The 18,337-nt window shown below is 66.4% G+C and carries 17 protein-coding genes and 1 pseudogene; 8 read left to right on the forward strand and 10 right to left on the reverse strand.

Features of this window, described 5'->3' with window-relative positions; translation table 11 throughout:
- Positions 1-26: 26 nt before the first annotated feature.
- Entirely contained in the window at positions 27-653 is a 627-nt protein-coding gene (locus tag C6Y44_RS04640) for a GAF and ANTAR domain-containing protein (protein ID WP_159416634.1), read from the forward strand.
- A gap of 39 nt (positions 654-692) precedes the next feature.
- Here the strand turns inward: C6Y44_RS04640 and tcuA are convergent, their stop codons facing one another.
- The 3 genes from tcuA to C6Y44_RS04655 form a co-directional block, all read right to left on the reverse strand.
- A complete protein-coding gene (gene tcuA / locus C6Y44_RS04645; protein WP_159416633.1) occupies positions 693-2,177 on the reverse strand; it encodes an FAD-dependent tricarballylate dehydrogenase TcuA in 1,485 nt (494 codons plus the stop codon).
- Between the two features lie 114 nt (positions 2,178-2,291).
- A complete protein-coding gene (locus tag C6Y44_RS04650; RefSeq protein ID WP_159416632.1) occupies positions 2,292-3,461 on the reverse strand; it encodes an acyl-CoA dehydrogenase family protein in 1,170 nt (389 codons plus the stop codon).
- 26 nt (positions 3,462-3,487) lie between these two features.
- Positions 3,488-4,393: a VOC family protein gene (locus C6Y44_RS04655; RefSeq protein WP_159416631.1), complete on the reverse strand. Its 906-nt coding sequence runs from the start codon at positions 4,391-4,393 to the stop codon at positions 3,488-3,490.
- Between the two features lie 284 nt (positions 4,394-4,677).
- Between C6Y44_RS04655 and C6Y44_RS04660 the strand changes: the two genes are divergently transcribed.
- Positions 4,678-5,511 (forward strand): alpha/beta fold hydrolase, encoded by an 834-nt coding sequence (locus tag C6Y44_RS04660; protein WP_159416630.1) that lies wholly within the window; start codon positions 4,678-4,680, stop codon positions 5,509-5,511.
- Positions 5,512-5,562: 51 nt separating this feature from the next.
- Here the strand turns inward: C6Y44_RS04660 and C6Y44_RS04665 are convergent, their stop codons facing one another.
- Positions 5,563-6,459, reverse strand: coding sequence for an IclR family transcriptional regulator (locus tag C6Y44_RS04665; protein WP_159416629.1), 897 nt, complete (start codon positions 6,457-6,459; stop codon positions 5,563-5,565).
- A 223-nt stretch (positions 6,460-6,682) separates the two neighbouring features.
- Here C6Y44_RS04665 and C6Y44_RS04670 point away from each other — a divergent pair, with 223 nt between their 5' ends.
- Together C6Y44_RS04670 and C6Y44_RS04675 are read left to right on the forward strand one after the other, a co-directional pair.
- Positions 6,683-7,882, forward strand: coding sequence for a flavin reductase (locus C6Y44_RS04670; RefSeq protein ID WP_159416628.1), 1,200 nt, complete (start codon positions 6,683-6,685; stop codon positions 7,880-7,882).
- A gap of 33 nt (positions 7,883-7,915) precedes the next feature.
- The gene (locus C6Y44_RS04675) at positions 7,916-9,274 is read left to right on the forward strand and encodes an SLC13 family permease (RefSeq protein WP_159416627.1); all 1,359 of its coding nucleotides are present in this window, start codon (positions 7,916-7,918) and stop codon (positions 9,272-9,274) included.
- Between the two features lie 59 nt (positions 9,275-9,333).
- Here C6Y44_RS04675 and C6Y44_RS04680 read toward each other — a convergent pair whose 3' ends face one another.
- On the reverse strand, positions 9,334-9,795 hold the full coding sequence (locus C6Y44_RS04680) for a PPOX class F420-dependent oxidoreductase (protein WP_016695676.1): 462 nt from the start codon (positions 9,793-9,795) through the stop codon (positions 9,334-9,336).
- A gap of 23 nt (positions 9,796-9,818) precedes the next feature.
- The gene (locus C6Y44_RS04685; protein ID WP_159416626.1) at positions 9,819-10,223 is read right to left on the reverse strand and encodes an SRPBCC family protein; all 405 of its coding nucleotides are present in this window, start codon (positions 10,221-10,223) and stop codon (positions 9,819-9,821) included.
- Positions 10,224-10,385: 162 nt separating this feature from the next.
- Here C6Y44_RS04685 and C6Y44_RS04690 point away from each other — a divergent pair, with 162 nt between their 5' ends.
- From C6Y44_RS04690 to C6Y44_RS04700, 3 genes and pseudogenes are all read left to right on the forward strand, one after another.
- Positions 10,386-10,997, forward strand: a complete 612-nt coding sequence (locus tag C6Y44_RS04690) for an acetate uptake transporter (RefSeq protein WP_159416625.1) — start codon at positions 10,386-10,388, stop codon at positions 10,995-10,997.
- Between the two features lie 234 nt (positions 10,998-11,231).
- Positions 11,232-12,329 (forward strand): 3-deoxy-7-phosphoheptulonate synthase, encoded by a 1,098-nt coding sequence (locus tag C6Y44_RS04695; RefSeq protein ID WP_159416624.1) that lies wholly within the window; start codon positions 11,232-11,234, stop codon positions 12,327-12,329.
- 81 nt (positions 12,330-12,410) lie between these two features.
- Positions 12,411-13,300: pseudogene (locus tag C6Y44_RS04700) on the forward strand (glycosyltransferase family 2 protein).
- Between the two features lie 123 nt (positions 13,301-13,423).
- Here C6Y44_RS04700 and thpD read toward each other — a convergent pair.
- From thpD to C6Y44_RS04715, 3 genes are all read right to left on the reverse strand, one after another.
- On the reverse strand, positions 13,424-14,314 hold the full coding sequence (thpD, locus tag C6Y44_RS04705) for an ectoine hydroxylase (RefSeq protein ID WP_159416623.1): 891 nt from the start codon (positions 14,312-14,314) through the stop codon (positions 13,424-13,426).
- Between the two features lie 192 nt (positions 14,315-14,506).
- Positions 14,507-15,511: an AraC family transcriptional regulator gene (locus tag C6Y44_RS04710; RefSeq protein WP_159416622.1), complete on the reverse strand. Its 1,005-nt coding sequence runs from the start codon at positions 15,509-15,511 to the stop codon at positions 14,507-14,509.
- Complete coding sequence (locus tag C6Y44_RS04715; RefSeq protein ID WP_159416621.1) at positions 15,512-16,705, reverse strand: pyridoxal phosphate-dependent aminotransferase; 1,194 nt, start codon at positions 16,703-16,705, stop codon at positions 15,512-15,514.
- Between the two features lie 112 nt (positions 16,706-16,817).
- On the opposite strand from C6Y44_RS04715, the gene C6Y44_RS04720 reads away from it, so the two are divergent.
- Entirely contained in the window at positions 16,818-17,402 is a 585-nt protein-coding gene (locus C6Y44_RS04720) for a carboxymuconolactone decarboxylase family protein (protein WP_120281522.1), read from the forward strand.
- Positions 17,403-17,405: 3 nt separating this feature from the next.
- Here C6Y44_RS04720 and C6Y44_RS04725 read toward each other — a convergent pair whose 3' ends face one another.
- Positions 17,406-18,332 (reverse strand): sigma-70 family RNA polymerase sigma factor, encoded by a 927-nt coding sequence (locus tag C6Y44_RS04725; RefSeq protein WP_120281523.1) that lies wholly within the window; start codon positions 18,330-18,332, stop codon positions 17,406-17,408.
- Positions 18,333-18,337 lie beyond the last annotated feature (5 nt).

Genomic DNA, 18,337 nt, shown 5'->3' on the forward strand with positions numbered 1-18,337 from the left:
GTTCGATCGACGAGGTGGCGCGCAGGATGCGCGCCGAATCCGCATGTCTCGACGACACCCTGCGCCTGATCACCTCGGCGGCCGTCGAGCTGATCCCGGGCGCCGAGCAGGCCGGCATCGCGGTGCGTACGTCCGGCCTGCGCTTCGAATCCCGCGCCGCGACCGGGCCGCTGCCGAGTGCGGTCGACGCAGTGCAGCAGGAAGCGGGCGACGGCCCCTGCGTGGAGTCGATGCGGGAGCGGAGTGCGGTTCTCGTCACCGATATGAGGTGTGAGAGTCGTTGGCCCGCTGTAACTTCCGAATCTGCGGCTGCCGGTGTCGGATCGACGCTGGTGCTGTGCCTGTACACCGACGAGGTCCACGGAGCGCTGCACGTACACAGTTCTCGTGCGGAAGCGTTCGACGAGCACAGCATCGATGTGGGCACGAGCCTGGCGACCCACGCGGCGATCGCGCTGGTCGCCTCCCGTCAAGAGGAACAGTTGCGCGACGCACTCGCGTCCCGCGATGTCATCGGGCAGGCGAAGGGCATGCTCATGGAACGCTTCGCGGTGGGTGCCGACGATGCGTTCGTCCTGCTCCGGAGACTGTCCCAGGAGCGCAACGTGCCCCTGCGACGGATCGCGGGGCACGTGGTCGAGGCGGGGCGGTGAACCGGACGGCCGCCTGCTCCGTCCGGTCCACCTGCGAGATCAGACCGCCGCTGTCTGCTCCGCGGCGTGGGAACCCGCGATCCGCCCGAAGACCGAACCGTTCGTCAGACCCGAGCCACCGGGGTAGTTGAAGTAGAAGATGCCACCGACGAGCTCACCTGCGGCGTAGAGCCCGGAGATCGGGTTCATGTCGGTGTCGAGCACCTGGGCGTTCGAGTTGATGCGGACACCGCCGAAGGTGAAGGTGATACCGCACGTGACCTGGTAGGCCTCGAACGGGCCCTCGTCGAGCGTGTTCGCCCAGTTCGTCTTGTTCACGGGCAGTCCGCTCGTTCCGCGACCGTCCTTGACGTTCGGGTTGAATTCGACCGAGGTGTCCACGGCCGCGTTGTACGCCCGGACCTCCTCGAGGAAACCGTCGGGATCCACACCCTCCAGCTTCTGGGCCAGGGCCTCGAGCGTGGGAGCGGTGACCTTGGTGACCTGCCGGATCTTGTACTCGTCGCGCAGGAGGTGGGTGACCTTCTGGTCGAAGACCTGCCATGCGAACTGGTTCGGCTGTTCGAGGATGCGGCGGCCGTACTTCGCGTAGGTGTAGTTGCGGAAGTCGGCGCCCTCGTCGACGAAGCGCTTGCCATGGGCGTTGACCAGGATGCCGAACGGGTAGCTGTGCTTCTGGAAGCCGTCGCCGACCGCGAGGTCGCCGAACTCGGGGGCGTTGCGCTCCCAGCCGACGGCGTGGCAACCCGACCAGTTGCCCGTCGGGCTCGCGCCGATGTCGAGAGCCATCTTGTGGCCGTCACCGGTGTTGAACATCGTGCCGCGAACCTTCGCAAGATCCCACGACGGGCCGAGGTAGCGGGTGCGCCACTCGGTGTTGGCCTGGAAACCACCGCTCGCGAGGACGACGGCGTCGGCGAGTTCGTCGCGGGTCTGACCGTTCTGCTTCACACGCACACCGGTGACACTGTCGTCGCCGTGGATGAGGGACACCACGCGGGCGCCGTACTCGATCTTCACACCCTCGCGCTCGGCCGCCTTGCACAGGTAGTCGACCAGGCCCGGGCCGCCGCCGTTGACCTCGACGGTCAGGCCGCCCCAGAACTTGAACTTCCCGTCGACCTTGAACGCCTGGCGTCCGTAGATCGGCATGAACTTCACCCCCTTGTCCCGCATCCAGGACAGGGTCGGGTAGCTCTGTTCGACGAGGATGCCGGCCAGATCGGGGTCGGTACGGTACTCGGTGACGCGAGCGAGGTCGTCGAGGAAATCCTCCGAGGTGTACGAACCGAAGTCGGTGTTGGCGACTTCTTCGTCCGTCAGATCGGGCATCAGGCGACGCAGGTCGTCGACGCCGTCGTAGGCGACACGCATCGCGCCGGCGGTGAACGCGGTGTTCCCGCCTCGACGGTCCTGATCGGCCCGCTCGAGGACGAGAACCTCCGCGCCCTTCTCGCGAGCGGCCAGCGCCGCGCAGAGTGCGGCGTTACCGGCTCCGACGACGATCACGCGGCTTGTAGTCATGGGTCGATACCTCTCGTTACTGCGAAAACAGGGGTGGATGAGGGCAGCCTCGGATCGCCCTGCCGCTCGCACTCGGTGGTGCGGCAGGGTCGAGGCAGAATTCGTGGGGTTCGGTCAGTACCGCGCGGTAGGCGGCAGTTCGTGGCCGAACAGATTGAGCCCGTACTGCACGTAGACCGGTGCGGTCGTGTTCATCATGTGGTTCATCGCGGCGTGCGCGTCGCGCCACATGCGCTGGATCGGGTGGGAGGTGTGCAGTGCGGCGCCGCCCGTGTCGACGAACAGGCGATCGGCGGCGCGCACCGCGCGAGCACTGGCGTTGACCTGGTTGCGGCGGACCTCGATCCGCAGGTCCTTGGAGATCGTCTCGCCACTGGCCGCGACGTCGTAGACCCGGTCGATGTCCCAGAGGAAGTGCTGGACCGAGGCCTGGATATCGGCGGCGGCCTCACCGAGCAGTGCGAGGCTGTTCGGGTCCTGGCTGACGTTGCCGGACAGTCGCGAGATCCGGGCACGGCTGTGGTCGATGTAGGCCTGCAGCACGCCGTTGCAGATCGCCAGCGTGCTGGCGGTGATGGCTCCGGAGAACATGATCTGACGCGGAATCGAGTAGAGCGGATTGTCCAGACCGACCGCACGACCGGCGGTGCCGTCGACGATGCGGTTCTGATCGATCACCCTATGGGCGGGGACGAAGGCGTCGCGCACAATGAGATCCTTCGATCCCGTGCCGCGCAGACCCATGACGTTCCACGAGTCCTCGACGATCTCGTAATCCCCTCGGGGAAGGCAGAAATGGTAGGTGCCCTTGCCGTCCGGCTGACCGTCGGGCCCGAGGATCAGGCCACCGATCATCACCCACTGACACTGGTCGGTACCCGAGGAGAAGGACCATCGGCCGTTGAAGATGTAGCCGCCCTCGACAGGCTTCGCCCGGCCCATCGGCGCGTACGGCGAAGCGACCCAGGTGTCCTCGTTCTCGCCCCACACCTCCTCCTGCAGTCGCTGGTCGGTCTGGGCGAGTTCGTGGGCGTGCACCCCGACGACTCCCGCGACCCAGCCGGTCGATGCGCAGCGGGTGCCGAGCTCGAACAGCGTCTCGAAGTAGTCGCGAGGATGGCATTCGTACCCTCCGAACTGCTTGGGCTGCAACATGCGCATCACCCCTGCAGATCGCAGGGCGGCTGCCACCTCGTCGGTGATCTGTCCGGCTGCCTCGTTGTCGGCTGCATGGTCGCGCCAGAAATCGGACAGTTCCAGCACGCGGGCCTTCACCTCGAACATGGGATCCCTTTCGATCGGAGAGTATGTCAGTCGACGTCGGCTGCGGGGAGCAGCGATAGCTGTGTCTCGCCTCGCCGATGTCCCCAGTAATGGGCGTCCTCGTACCGTGCGGGGCGCCAGTCGTCGTCCACGAGAAGACCTCCGGTGCCGAACTCCAGGCCGAAGCCCGACGGCGTGCGCACGTAGAACGAGAGCATCTCGTCGTTGGTGTGCTTACCGAACGTCGTGATGAGGGAGGCCTCCCCGTCGAGAACCTTGTCGTACGCGCGTCCGACGGCGTCGAGATCGGACACCTCGAGCATCATGTGCCCGACACCCGGTTCGACGCCGTCGATCTCGGCGAAGGCGAACGAGTGGTGGCGCGCGTTGCAGTGGAAGAACAGCAGATCAGCCTGTCGCTTCGGGGAATTCACCAGATCGGTGAACTTCATCCCCAATACGTCGACGTACAGCTTCCAGTACGCTTCGCGGTCGCTCACGACCTGCAGGACGTGCCCGAGTCCGTGCTCGCCGGCGACGAAGGTGTTGCCGACGGGAGAAGCGAAGCGTTCCAACGATTCCGTGAGACCGTAGTAGAGCTCGATGGAGGCGAGTCCATCGGGATCCGCGAACGAGACCAGTTCGATGACGCCGCGTTCGGCGGCCTTCTCGGGTGTCTCCCGTCGCGTGGGATGGCCGGCTGCGTCCAGTCGTTCCTGCAGTGCCCGCAACTCGGCCGGACCCGAGACCTCCCAGCCGATCACAGCGATGCGGTCGCGATCGGCACGGCGCACCTCGACCCGGTAGAGCTTCTCGTCGACACGGAAACGCACCACATCATCGGACTCGTCGGCGATCTGCATGCCGCAGAGAAACGTTCCGAAACGCTTCCACTGCTCGAACTGCGTCGTCTCGATGACGAGGTAACCCAGTGCCTTCACGCTCGGGTCCATGATGGTTTCCTCCTGGATGATGGTGCCGGCCCGGTCGCAGCCGGGCATCGGCGTGACGTCCCGGGAAGGGGCCGTGGGTCGGTCGGTGCGTTCCCTGCTCCGACCGGGACTGTGACCATCGTGGAGCGGGTCACGTCGGGGCGCCAGAGTGATGTTCCAAAGCCTGAAACTTCGATGTGACCGGGATTTCGTTCCAACTCTCGGAAACGAAGGATGGCGCAGGGGTGGCACGGTCCGGCACGCTGCGGCCCATCAGCACTGTCTGCGGATCCGAGGAGGAGCCCATGATTCCGTTCACCGAGGAAGCGACCGCCAAGGTTGTGGACACACCCAGCGGCAAGATCCGCTACCACGAATACGGGGAGGGTCATCCGGTCGTCTTCCTCCACGGCTCAGGTCCCGGTGCCACCGGGTGGAGCAATTTCGCGGCCAACATGAAAGCGCTCGGCACCGAATACCGGTGCCTCGCGGTCGATATGCCCGGCTGGGGCGGTTCTGCTCCGGTCACACCCGCCGAGCGGGTCCATCACCGCACCGCGGTCGAACTCCTCGACGCCCTGCAGATCGACGCCGCGGCCTTCATCGGCAACTCCATGGGAGGCGCGACCTGCCTGAAGGTCGCCGCCAGCGCACCCGAACGCGTCACTCATCTCGTGACCATGGGAGCGGGTGCCGGTGGGGCCAAGTTCTTCGGAGCCGCCGACGGCCCCACCGAGGGCCTGAAAGTGCTGCAGCGCGCGTACCGGGACCCGTCGCCCGAAACGATGCGGGAACTCGTCGAGATCATGACCTTCGATCCTGCGTTCGCTACCGACGCCCTCGCGGAGGAGCGCTCCCGGAACGCCACCGCTAATCCGGAGCACCTGGCCAACTTCATCTCGGGCATCGGCAAGGACCGTCCGCACCGGGCCACCGATGCCGAACTGGCCGCAATCTCGGTGCCGACCATGATCATCCACGGTCGTGACGACCGGGTCGTGCACTTCGAGAACGGTCTGAAGCTGTGCACGCTCATTCCGAACTCCCGGCTGGTCCTGCTCAACCGGTGCGGCCACTGGGCCCAGCTCGAACACGCCGACGAGTTCAACGGGCTGGTCGCGAACTTCCTGAAGTCCTGACCGGACCGGTACCCCGGCATAGCTCGTAGCCGACGGCCCAGCGGCCGCCGGCTACGAGCTTCTCCGCAGGTGGGGGCCGCCGTCCTCGCGCTCGACGTCGGCATTCATCTCCTCGGCCGAGACCAGCATGTTCGACAACATACGGGCGAACCGAACGACCCGTCGGGCCAGTTTCGCCTCGTCGAACGCCACGCTGCGCACCGAGACCGACAGTGCTCCGACGGGCCTCGTGCCCCGGGTGACGATCGCGCCCACACAGCTGACCCCGAGGACTGTCTCCTCGAGGTCGACGGTGTATCCCATCGGCCGGGTGCGCGCGAGTTGATCGACGAGCATCTGCGGAGCGGACTTCGAGTTCCGCGTCAACCGGATCAGCGGGGACGGGATCGCTGTCCGGCCCTCCTGGTCGATCTGCTCCGCCAGGAGGGCCTTCCCCAGGGCCGTGGTCGTCAGGGGCAACCGTGCCCCGATGCGGGTGGGCAGTGCCACCGAATCGGGGCCGTGGATCTTCTCCGCCACCAGGACGTCGTTGCCGCGCCGTACGCCGAAGCGCACGACTCCTCTTGTCTCCACGTACAACTCGGTCATGAGTGGTTTGGCGAGGGTGGGTGGGCCGTCGACGCGGCCGAGTATGGAACTCTGCGCCAACTCGAAGATCTGCCAACTCGGCCGGTACTTGCGGCCGTCCCGTTCGAGCAGTCCGCTGGCGACGAGGTGTGAGAGCAGTCGGTAGGCGGTCGACTTCGGCAGTCCGTTCGCTTCGGCGACCTCGGTGACCCCGAGGGACGACAGCTGCCCGCGGAAGGAGTCGAGCACACTCAGCGCCTTCTCGACCGAGGTCATCTCCATCATGTCGAGGGGGAACTCTCGTGGATCGGGTGCCGGGACTCCCGGATCCGTGGGCTCTGCCGGTCCGGTACCCCACGGGTACCTGGGGTTCTGCGACATCGTCGACCTTTCGTGCTGGAGAACCGACCCCCCACAGTGACGTTTCAGCGCGCACAAATATAAGCCACATCACACGGGGAATGAAAGAAATGCGACTTCTTCGGATTGTGCCAACTCTTGAAACGAAGGGGTGGTGGGGGTCACACCAGCATACCTACTGTTGCGCAGCAGACCGCCGGCCGATCGAGGGCCGGCAATCGACGAAGGGCTCGATGTGTTCGAAGTGGATGACTTTCGCGAGGTGCTCGGACACCACCCCACAGGCGTCTCCCTGGTGACCGGGTTGTCCGAGGACGGCGAACCTGTGGGCATGGTCGTCGGTACGTTCAACTCGGTTTCCCTGGATCCGCCGATGGTGTCGTTCATGCCGATGCGGACCTCCTACACCTGGTCGAATATGCGATCCGCCAAGCGTTTCTGCATCAACATCCTGGCGTCCGACCAGCAGGACCGATGCGGTGCGTTCATGCGAGCGCCTACCGAGGAACGGTTCGCGGACTGGCCGTGGACGCCGTCGCCGGGCGGTCTTCCCGTCCTGAGCGATGTGATCGCGTGGATCGAGTGCAGCACGGTGAACGAGATCGAAGCAGGCGACCACTGGATCGTTCTCGGCAGCGTCGAGTCGCTCGCCGTTTCCCGGCCCGTGCCGCCGTTGCTCTACTTCCAAGGGGGATACGGGCGTTTCGCCCCGAAATCCCTCGTGTTCATCCCTGATCGTGACATCCGATGCGGTGTTCAGGACGCCGAGCTCGCGCGACCGGTACTCGAACGTCTCGCAGGTGCGCACGACGCCGAATGTTCGAACGTCGTCACCATCGGCGACCAGGCGATGGCCGTGGTCGGTTCGGCCACCGGCAGGAACGTCGCGAACACCCGCCGGCTCGGCCTGCGCATGCCGCTGGTGCCACCGGTGGGAGATCTGTTCGCAGCCTTCAACGACGAGGTGTTCGCAGAGGCCTGGATCGACCGGCGCACCGACCGCAGCGAGGGGGCGGCGGACAAGCTCCGGGATCGCCTGGAACTCGTTCGATCACAGGGATGGTCGGCTTCGCTCACGGCGAGTGGGAACTACAGCGATCTTGCCCTGCACCGAGCGTTCAGCAACTTCACCCGTGGCAACTACACGCCGGCCGAGGAACGTAGAATCCTCACTGCCGTAGCGGAATCGGCAGAGTACTATTCTTCCGATCCGATCTCCCGCACCGCGCTCTACTCGGTGGGATCGATGGTCGTTCCCGTCCGCAACGAGGACGGAAGCCTACGTTCGGCTCTGCGTCTCGGTCAGCTCGACAAGTCGATGACCGGTTCCGAATTGTTCGACCTCGCACAGGAACTCGAGGACGCTGCCCGCGAGATCGAACTGCTGCTCCGCGGCGGTGAGGTCGTCGACCCGATGGTTCTGCAGCACCTCACCTCCTACTGATCCTCTTCCGGTCTCCTCTGAACAAGGACAGACATGGGTACACAAATCTTCTCGATGCTGGTACTGGGTGCCATCATCGCCATCGGCACCTGGAAATCCATCCACATCGGTGTCCTTGCTCTCGTGGCAGCCTTCGGCGTCGGCACACTGATCGGTGGACAAACGATCAAGGAGGTCATGGCGGGATTTCCCGTCGGCATTCTCGTGCTGCTGCTCGGCATCACGTACCTCTTCTCGATCGTCCGCGAGTCCGGGGTCATCGACTGGATCGTGCAGCAGACCCTGCGCCTCGTCGGCGGGCGGGTCTTCGCGATCCCGTGGGTGTTCTTCCTTCTCGCAGCGCTGCTGGGATCCATGGGTTCGTCGCTGACCTCCTTGGCGCTGGCGCCCATCGCGATGATCTTCGCCGGTCGGCACCGGCTGCACCCGCTGCTGATGGCGCTGACGATCGTGCTCGGCGGCGGAGCGGGTGGGTTCGCGCCCACCTCCCTGTTCGGCATCATCACCAACGGCATCGCGGCCGACAACGGTATCGAGCCGCAGCCCTGGGCGCTGTTCGCCGCCGGCTTCGGCATCAACGCCGTGCTCTTCACCCTGGCCTTCGTCGCCCTCGCACTGCGGAACCGTCCGACGGAGACGAACCCGTCCGACGGCGGGCCGGGAACTTCGGGTGCGCCTGTTCCGGTGGACGGGTCGCCTGAGGGCACGCGATCGGAGCACGGTGACGGGGCGACGGCCACCGCCACCGCGGTGGCCGTCGACGACTCGCCGGCGACAGCCGCGCTCTCCCGTTACCAGCTCCTGTGCCTGGCCGCCGTTGCGGCATTGATGACCCTGGTCATCGTGTTCATGTTCCTGGACATCGAATCCGACGTGGGTGTGCTCGCACTGGCACTCGCACTGGTGATCTCGGTGCTCTATCCCAGCCGCACACGTGAAGCGGTCAAGGGCGTGGACTGGTCGACGATCCTCCTCGTGGGAGGCATTCTCACCTACGTCGGCGTGATGCAGAAGATGGGGACCGTCGAGCTTCTCGGTCACGCCGCCGAATCGATCGGATCGCCCTTCCTCGCCGCGTTCGCGCTCTGCTTCGTCGCGGCACTCGTCTCCGCCTTCGCCTCGACGACCGGAATCCTGGGTGCGTTGATCCCTCTGGCGGTCCCCGTCATCGCAATCGGCGGACTGCCCGGCTTCGGCCTGATCATGGCGATCGCCATCTCGTCCAACCTGGTCGACAGCACGCCTTTCTCGTCGCCGGGCGCGACGTGCATTGCGAACGCACAGGCGAAGGATCGTTCGAGGCTCACCAAGCTGATGCTGGCCTGGGGATTCTCGATGATCATCCTCGGACCGATCATCACCATCGCGGTATTGGTCGTCCCGGGCATGTGACGACAAGTCGCACACGAGAACGGATACGGCCCTCGAATGCGAGGGCCGTATCCGTTCCTTCACGCCAGTTCGGGCGGGAAGCCTCCCGTGGCCACCGGACCCCAGCGGGTCGGGGTGATCCGGATCAGCGACTTGCCCTGATCGCGCATGGCCTGCCGGTACTCGTCCCAGTCCGAATGCTCACCGGCTATGTTGCGGAAGTACTCGACGAACGGTTCGACGTCGTCGTGGGCATCGATCACCTCCGCGGTTCCGTCGACCTGCACCCACGCGTCGTTCCAGTCGTCGGACAGCACGACGACACCGACCTCGGGCCGGCTACGGGCGTTGCGGGTCTTGGCGCGCCGGGGATAGGTCGCGATCACGATGCGTCCGCTGTCGTCGACGCCGCCGGTGACAGGGGAGGCCTGCGGTGTGCCGTCGTCGCGCTGCGTCATGAGGATCATCCGGTGCCGGGGCCGGACGAAATCCAGCAGTTCCTGCAGGCCGACTGCGGTGTTGGTGGCGATCTTGCGGGCCATTCACGTTCTCCTGTTCCGAAGGGTCACGACTCGAGGAGTGCCGCGAGTCGCGCGAGGTCCTCTTCCACCATGCGCGTGTCGCGGTCGAACTCGTCGTCGGTCAACTCGATCTGCCGGACGGTGAAGACGATCTCGGCACCGTCCGGATGGGGGAGTACCCGCATCGGGTTGTACACCGTCGTCCCCGACGGCAGTGTCACCTCGTGGTCGAGCACCCCGTGGTCGTTGGTGCCGACGAACCGGACGGTGACCTTGCCCATCGGGGACTCCGCGACGAGGGTGTCGCCGACCCGCCGCACCTCGCTCCGCGCCAGACCGGCCGCCCACTTCGGCAGGTTGTCGGGATCCGCGGCGAACTCGTAGACTCGGCGCGGTGGGCATCGGACGACCCGAGCGACATGGCGGCTGCGGACGACGTGCGTGCTCATGCTCGCCACATTAGAAGTTCGAGAGTTCGATCGCCCCCGGAAATCGGCTTCCCGTTTGCCGCACGCACACCGGTTGCCGAGGCGCACACTGGAAGTGTTCGAACCATCCGAAGGAGCCCGGGAGCCTGCGTCGGGCACTTCTCCCGTGAAGGAAGCCGGCGGATGTCGTACACCGAAGACGACCCCAACGAAATCGCGGTCCCCGTTCACAGAGGCGCCCACATCGCCGATCCCGGACCCTTGGGTCTGGCAGCCTTCGCCCTCACGACGTTCATCCTGTCCTGCGCCAACGCCGGGTTCATCTCGGTGGAGGCGGAAGCCGCCGTCTTCGGGGTGGCATTGTTCTACGGCGGCCTCACACAGCTCGCCGCCGGAATGTGGGAGTTCCTGAAGGGCAACGTCTTCGGGGCGACGGCGTTCAGCTCGTACGGGGCGTTCTGGCTGAGCTTCTGGTATCTGGTCACTTACACCGCCGAGGAGATGGGTGCCGAGCGGCACGTCGGGGTGGGCATCTTCCTGCTGGCCTGGACCATCTTCACCGTCTACATGTGGTTCGCCAGTACCCGGATCAGCGCAGCCCTCTTCGTCACCTTCTCGGTGCTCCTCGCCGCCTTCGTCTTCCTCACCCTCGGAGCGCTGCTGGAGCAGACCGGTCTGACGAGGGTCGGTGGCTATTTCGGACTCGCCGCTGCCGCCGGTGCCTGGTACACCTCCGCTGCCGGAGTGCTGAGCACGACCTTCGGGCGTATCGTCCTGCCCACGGGCCCACGCTGACGAGGCACCTCTTCGTCCCCACACCGGGGGTGGTTTGACAGGCGCATCGGCCGTCCTGGTACAGTCCGAAGCTATGCAGCGTGCATATTTCTGGTTTAGCAGGCCGGCCCGGGGTGGGTCGGTCGGCGTGACCACGCGCTGACTTCTTCACCTACGAGCCGGATCCAGACCGGCTCGTAGGAATCTCAGGTTCTCTCGGGTCGGAATCCGAACCACCGAGAACAGGAACCATCGATGAGCCCCAGCACCGGAACCGCGACCACCGGAATCTCCACGTCGAATCTCGACGAACAGCGCACCGTCAAGGTCAGCCCCCTCGTCGCACCCTCCGAGATCCGTGCCGAGTACGCACCCGACGCCGTCGTCGCAGCGACCGTCCGCTCGGGTCGCGCCGGCACCGTCGACATCCTCAACGGAGCCGACGACCGCCTCGTCGTCGTGGTCGGCCCCTGCTCCGTGCACGACCCCGCCGCCGCGATGGACTACGCGCGCCGTCTGGCCGCCAAGGCCGAGGAATTGCGCGACGACCTGCACGTCGTGATGCGCGTGTACTTCGAGAAGCCGCGCACCACGCTCGGATGGAAGGGCCTGCTCAACGACCCGCACCTCGACGGCACCTTCGACATCAACACCGGCCTGCGCATCGGCCGCAAGCTGCTGCTCGACGTCTCCGGTCTCGGCCTGCCCGTCGGCTGCGAGTTCCTCGATCCGATCCTTCCCCAGTACTACGCCGACCTGGTCACCTACGGAGCCATCGGCGCCCGCACCGCCGCGAGTCAGGTCCACCGCCAGCTGTGCAGCGCGCTGTCCATGCCCGTCGGCATCAAGAACTCCACCGAAGGTGACGTGCAGGTCGCGGTCGACGGCACCCGTGCCGCAGCGGCCAGCCACGTCTTCCCCGGCACCGACCTCGACGGTCAGGCTGCGCTCATCGAGACCGTCGGCAACCCGGACTGCCACGTCATCCTGCGCGGTGGTAGCGCGGGACCGAACTACGACGCCGAGACCGTGGCCGACACGATGGCCCGCCTGCGCAAGGCCGGTCTGCCCGAGCGTGTCGTCATCGACGCGAGCCACGGCAACAGCCGCAAGGACCACAACAAGCAGGTCGACGTCGTCACCGATGTCGCCGAGCGCATCGAGGCCGGCGAGAAGGGCATCGTCGGACTGATGCTCGAGAGCTTCATCGAGGCGGGACGTCAGGACCTGACCCTCGGCGAGGCCGACAAGCTCGACTACGGCAAGTCGATCACCGACGCGTGCATCGACTGGGACACCACCGCCGCGCAGCTCGACCGCCTCGCGCAGGCCGTGCGCACCCGTCGCGGCTGAACCGTCTGCGGCGCGAAGGGCCGGCGGAGTCGTCAGCGATGGCGAACCGCCGGCCCTCGTCGGTCCGGTAGCGTCGTTTCCATGGCTACGAACAGGTTGTCGATCGTCGTGCCGGCCCACAACGAGGAGCGTTACATCGCGCAATGCCTCGCGGCGCTGCTCGCCCAGAAGTCGGAGATCCACGAAATCCTGGTCGTGGACAACAATTCGACCGATCGCACGGCGCAGATCGTCGAAGCCATCGCCGCCGGCGAGCCCCTCGTGCGACGGATCGTCGAGTCACGACCGGGTGTCGCATTCGCGCGTAATGCCGGATTCGATGCGGCCACGGGAGATCTCATCGGACGGATCGATGCGGACACGCGGGTTCGTCCCGGCTGGGCGCACACCGTCCGCAGCTTCTTCGCCCGCGACGACACCGCCGAGGTGGGAGCGATCAGCGGACTCAGCAACTCCTACGATTCCCCCTACCGCAGGCTCAAACAGTGGTACATCACATCGACAAACGGGTCGCGCAAGGAGCATTTGGCGGGGAACGGCGGATCGACAATCTGCACGGCGCGAACATGGCACTGCGACGGTCCGCGTGGGAACGGGTCCGCGACGCCGTCAGTACCGACCCGAAGATCCACGAGGACATCGACCTCGCACTGTGTCTCCGCGAAGCGGACATCGAGATCGCCCAGCTCACCGAACTGTTCGTCGACGTGTCACCGCGCCGCGCCTACACACCGCCGAGCGAGTACGCGGCCTACATCCAATCGGGCATCGACACTTTCGAACTGCACGGCAGACTCACGCCGCAGATCCGCAAACTCGTTCGCCTGCAGTCGCGTCTCCACGTGATCGCGTATGCGGCATACCGGCCCTACGATCGCGAGCTGGGCAGGTTCACCCTCCGGCGAGCGATCTTCGGCTCGCGCGGACGCGCCATGCCCATCGACATGCAGGAGCGCACGACATCTCCGTGAGAACCGCGCCCTGTCCGCGTCGCTGCGACAACGGCGCCTTATCGGCGGCGCTGCCGACGACGGCGGCCGGGACGCCGCAGGGCATCCCGGCCACAGCCGTGGGAGGTGCTCACCTCATGTCTGTCACTTCAGGGGCGTGAAGTCGCGGCTGCCCAGATAGGGCGGACGCGGCTTCGACGCGGCGAAGGGTTCGACGAGCGTGTTCTCGACGCTGTTGAACACCACGAACAGGTTCGAACGCGGGAACGGCGTGATGTTCCCGTTCGAACCGTGCATGCAGTTCGAATCGAAGACCGTCGCCGAACCTGCCGGGCCGGTGAATGTCGCGATGCCGTGCTCGGCCGCCAGCCGGGTGAGGGTGTCCTCGTCGGGCGAACCCGTCGGCGGAACATGGGTGACCAGGGACTCGCGGTAGTAGTCCTCGGGCGTCTCACCCGCGCACGAGACGTACGTCCTGTGCGAACCCGGCATGATCATCAAACCGCCGTTGTAGCCGTAGTTCTCGGTCAGAGCGATCGAGATGCTCAGGGCACGCGGCTTGGGCATGCCGTCCTCGGCGTGCCACGTCTCGAAGTCCGAATGCCAGTAGAACGGGCCCCCGCGGAAGCCGGGCTTGACGTTGAGCCGCGACTGGTGGACGTACACATCGGATCCCAGCAGTTGCCGTGCGATACCGACGATCTCGGGCCTGCGGATGATGGAGTCCACGAGATCGCTGAGCCGGTGCACGTCGAAGACCGAGCGGACATCGCCGCTGCCCTGTTCGCGGACCACACGGTCGTCGTCACCGAGCTCCCGGCCGAGTCGTGCGGTCTCCTCCAGAAGGTTTCCCACATCGTGTGCGGCGAGAAGCCCTTCGGCGGTGTGGAACCCGCGGCGGTCGTATTCGACCACGGCCTCGGCGTCGAGCGGCCCGCCGGTAGCCGAACCCCAGACGACGGGATCCTTCCTCTCGACGGACTCGCAGGCGGTGCGACCGCGGGTCGGATAGTCGTCGCGAACGATCGTGCGCATAGCTCGTAAATCACCCTCTCGAAAGTCGATGACGGTTCGCTTCCGACGTTCCCACTGAAAATGCAGGAATGCAAGCCGGGCTCCGGCATGTCCGCGTGCCGGCTCCTCGCCCATAGCTCCTGGTCGAATCGAGTTTCGTTCCGGAACCGGCCGGGTATGCGTCGGCGTCGCGACGGTCGGCAGCCGCGAGCGTCAGCGGTGTTCTCGGTATGCGCGAGGGGTGTTTCCGGTCCACCTCTTGAACGCCCGGCGGAAGGCGCTCGGCTCGGAGAAGCCGAGCCGGGACGACAGATCGTCGACCGCTTCACCGCGTCTCAGACCCGCGATCGCGAGGTCGCGGAGGACCTCCTCGCGCAACTGCCCCAGCGACGTGCCCTCCTGGCGGAGCAGGCGTCGCAGATGGGGAGGGCTCACCGCGAGCCTGCCGGCGATGTCCTCGGCGGTCGCCGTCCGGCCTTCGATGCCCGACTCGAAGATCCGCCGAACCTGGGACGCCACCGTCGACTCGTACTCACGTTCGGAGAGAATGAGATTCGGAGAATCCCGCAGGTACTCCTCGAGTGATTCCTCGGTCTGAACGAGTGGCGACTTCAGTGCAGCATTGTCGATCTCGAGCGCGGCCCGTCCCGCGCCGAAGGTCACCGGCACGCCGAAGATCGCGTCGTAACTGCGCGCCAGGACGGGATCGGGTTCGGTGTACGGCAGGAACACCGATTCGAGGGGGACACGCCCGCCCACCAGCCACGCGGCGAAGCGGTGCAGCAGCATGAGAAGAAAATCCACCACCACACGGGTCTTGTCGTCCACGACCTCCGGCAGTTCCACGTCCAGGAAGGTGGTGGACGCCCCCGGGGTCAGGCTCAACTGCGGCAGGGACCGGATGACATGGTTCACCTCGATCATCCGTTGCAGAGCGTGGTCGAGATCGGGTCGGTGGATGAGGGTCAGGCACATCACGCGGAAGGTGCCGCGGGGCACGGGAGCCGCTGCGATGCCGAAGAGTTCGTCGTCGGTGATCTGCCAGACCACCTGCGTGAAACGACTGACCTGGGCGGGAGTGAGCCGGGCATGGGGATGGGTGAGCACCGCGCGGCTGATACGTGCTGCCTCGAGTGCCGGATGCAGATCGATACCCTCCTCGGCTCCCACCCGTACCGCTCGCGACACGAAGTCCGACGGGATGGTCGGTCGCAACATCTAGCGCGCCTCCTGCAATCCGTTCAGACGTGCCACCGCTTCGGTGAGCACCTCGTCCCGTTTGCAGAACGCGAAGCGCACCAGATGGTTCCACGACGCAGTGTCGTCCACGAAGACGCTCACCGGTACCGCGGCCACCCCGATACGGCCCGGAAGTTCCCGGCAGAAGGCCACCGCGTCGGTCCGGCCGAGGGGTGTCAGATCGGCACACACGAAATAGGTTCCGGCGGAGTCGAACACCTTCAGACCGGCCTCGGAGAGTGCGTGGGACAGGAACGTTCGCTTGCGTTCGAGATCGGCGCGCATCGACGCGATCCACTCCTGTTCGTGCGTCAACGCATGTGCGACCGCCGGTTGGAAGGGCGCCCCACCGACGAACGTCATGAACTGTTTCGCGGCGCGCACCCCGTCGATCAACTCGCGCGGGCCCATCGCCCACCCGATCTTCCATCCGGTGACGTTGAAGGTCTTGGCGGCGCTCGAGACCGTGATCGTCCGTTCGGCCATGCCGGGCAACGATGCGAGCGGGATGTGCGTACGGCCGTCGAAGACCAGATGTTCGTACACCTCATCGGACAGCACCAGCAGGTCGCGTTCGCAGGCGAGCTCGGCCAGGGCGGTCAACGCTTCACGGTCGTAGACGGTGCCGGTGGGATTGTGCGGGCTGTTGACGACCAGCATCCGTGTCCGGTCGGTGACGGCGGCGCGCAGGGCGTCGACGTCGAGCACGAAACCGTTCCCGGAACGGGTCAGCGGCACGGTCCGTCGCGTTGCGCCGGCGAGCGCCACCGAGGCCGCGTACGAGTCGTAGTACGGCTCCGTGAGGAGCACCTCCTCGCCGGGTTCGACGAGCCCGAGGATGGCGGCGCTGATTGCCTCGGTGGCGCCGACGGTGACGAGTACCTCGGATTCGGGGTCGTGGTGCAGGCCGTACCGCGCGGCGCGGTCGGCGGCGACGGCCTCGCGCAGGACCGGCATGCCGGACCCGGGCGGGTACTGGTTGACCCCCTCGGCGATGGCGCGGCGGGCGATCTCGAGCATGGCGGGCGGGCCGTCGACGTCGGGAAAGCCCTGCCCGAGGTTGATCGCACCGTGCCGGACGGCGAGTTCGGTCATCTCGGCGAAGATCGTCGAGGCGAACGGTCGTAACCGGGCGACCGTACGAACTCGTCCCGAAGTCGTCGAATCAGCCATTCCTGCAGCGTAGCGCCCGCGGTGTCACATCCGTGCGGCCTGCCTCGTCTCCATGATGTAGGCCACCTCGAACCGGCGGAGTATCCGTCGGTCGCACCGGAAGGACACCGTCATGGCACGACTCGAAGCCGTCGCTCCCGACCGCACCGGTCCGATGACCCGTGCGATGTATGCGCTCGCCCGCCGCAGGTTCGGTTCGGTCCCCGAACCCTTCGCGGTGGCCGCGCACCATCCGCGGTTGATGCGTACGAGCGGAGTCCACGAGATGCTCGCCCAACGCGCCTCCACCGTCCTGCCCGCCGCGGTCCGGGAGATCGCCGTCTACCGCGTGGCGTGGACCGTCGGATGCTCGTGGTGCATCGACTTCGGGACGATGCTGCAGCGACTGGACGGACTCGACACCGAACGACTCGCCCACATCGCCGAATACGAGACCTCCGATCTCTACAGCGACGACGAGAAAGCGGCGATCGCCTACGCCGATGCGATGACCGGCGACGTGGCGAGGGAGGTCACCGATGAACAGGTCGCCGACCTCGAGCGTCGTTTCGGGCCGGCGGGCGTCGTCGAACTCACCTATCAGATCGCGCTCGAGAACATGCGTGCGCGCATGAACTCGGCGCTGGGCATCCACGATCAGGGATTCAGCACGGACGCCTGCCGGGTGCCGTGGGCCGACGAAGCCGGGAACGCATGACACCTAGTCGAAGATGCTGTCGGGCAGGAGCACTCCGCGTCCGAGCTTCTCGGGGTTCGCGATGTCGTAGGCCGCCCAGATTCGTCCGTCCCGCACGGTCCACGCTGTCACGCGCGGAGGAAAACCCGGGCGACCGTTCTCGGCCGGACGACCGCGGTTCAACAGACCCAGCTCGCCGTTGACGAGGACCGGTTCGAAGGCCGTCAACGCCTCGGCGCCGTAGAGCCGCAACAGTCCGAGGATGAAGCGCGCGACCTTCTCGGCGCCGACCACGATGTTCAGTGCCGTGCGCGTCGTGCCGCCGGCGTCGCCGATCATGCGGGCGTCGGGATGGAGCGCGGCGACGACGGCGTCGAGGTCGGCGCCCGCGAAGGCCGCGACGAGCCGCGCGACGGCCTCCTCGTGTTCGGCCGGTGAACTCGGCGGTGGAACGGCCGAGACCGTGCGGCGAGCGCGGGAGGCCAGCTGGCGCGCGGTCGAGGTGGCGACGCCGAGGATGCGGGCGATGTCGTCGAACGGGATGTCGAACGCGTCGTGGAGCACGAACGCGACGCGCTGGGCCGGTGTCAGGTTGTCGAGGACGACGAGCGCGGCCAGCCGGTTGTCCTCGTCGCGCACGATCTCGTCGAGCGGGTCCGGGGGAGCGGGGGAGCCGAGGGGCGCCACGACGGGTTCGGGTAGCCACTGGCCCACGTAGGTCTCGCGGCGCACCGCGGCCGAGCGCAGTCTGTCGAGGCACAACCGTCCCACGACGGTCGTCAGCCAGGCACGCAGGTCGCGCACCTCGGAGACGTCCGCGCCCGCGAGTCGCAGCCATGCGTCCTGCACGGCGTCCTCGGCGTCGGCGATGCTGCCGGTGAGTCGGTACGCCACCGACAGCAGGTGGGTGCGGTTCTCCTCGAATGTCTTCTGGGTGCTCTCGTCGAGCATGGGGA

Origin of the sequence: Rhodococcus rhodochrous (genome assembly GCF_014854695.1) — a bacterium.
GTDB lineage: Bacteria > Actinomycetota > Actinomycetes > Mycobacteriales > Mycobacteriaceae > Rhodococcus.